Source organism: Streptomyces scabichelini, from assembly GCF_011045015.1.
Lineage (GTDB): Bacteria > Actinomycetota > Actinomycetes > Streptomycetales > Streptomycetaceae > Streptomyces > Streptomyces scabichelini.
Map to the genome: position 1 here is coordinate 1 of NZ_JAAKZY010000480.1, position 820 is coordinate 820.

Consider the following 820-nt stretch of genomic DNA (forward strand, 5'->3'; position numbering starts at 1 on the left):
GGGTGGCCGAAGGGCAGGCGTGGGGGCCAGGGGCCGAGTGGCTGCTGGAGCAACTCCCTCAGATGCTCGGGGAGTTGGACGATCCCGCCGCCTTCGAGCCCCGGCATCGGCTCGTGGCGTTGGCGCGGCATCGGCGGCCGGGGCTGCGGCTGACGCGTACGGGGCGGGTCATGGAGTCGTTGATTCCGTCGATTCTTGAGCAGAAGGTCACGACGGACGAGGCGTACCGGGCGTGGCGGTTGCTCGTACGGAAGTACGGTGTGCCGGCGCCTGGGCCCGCGCCCGGGCGGATGTACGTCATGCCGGAGCCGCGGACCTGGGCGCTGATCCCCTCCTGGGAGTGGCATCGGGCCGGGGTCGACAACAAGCGGGCGTCGACGATTCTGCGGGCTGTCCGGGTGGCTCGGCGGCTTGAGGAGGCCGTGCGGTTCGAGCCGGTCGCTGCGCAGGCTCGGCTTGAGCTTGTGTCCGGGATCGGGCCCTGGACCTCGGCGGAGACCGTGCAGCGGAGTCATGGGGCGGCGGATTCGGTGACGGTCGGGGACCTTCATCTGCCGGGGATCGTGGGGTATGCCCTGGCGGGCGACCGGGATGCGGATGACTCCGTCATGTTGGAGCTGTTGGAGCCGTACGCCGGGCAGCGGCACAGGGCTGCTCGGCTGATTCTGCTCAGCGGGCGTACGCCGCCGCGGCGTCAGCCTCGTATGCCCCGTGGGGATATCGGGCGGCTGTGACGGCCCGTCGCGCCAGGTGAATCGCCCCCGCCGCCCTTACCCATTCCCATCCCTGGGGGCTGCCGCCCCCAGGGATGGGAATGGGT

General features: G+C 71.1%; 1 protein-coding gene. It reads left to right on the top strand.

Annotated features, from left to right (window positions below; translation table 11 throughout):
- Nucleotides 1-734 (top strand): DNA-3-methyladenine glycosylase family protein (locus G5C60_RS50800; RefSeq protein ID WP_165271117.1); only part of this gene is annotated, 734 nt, incomplete at its 5' end.
- Nucleotides 735-820 lie beyond the last annotated feature (86 nt).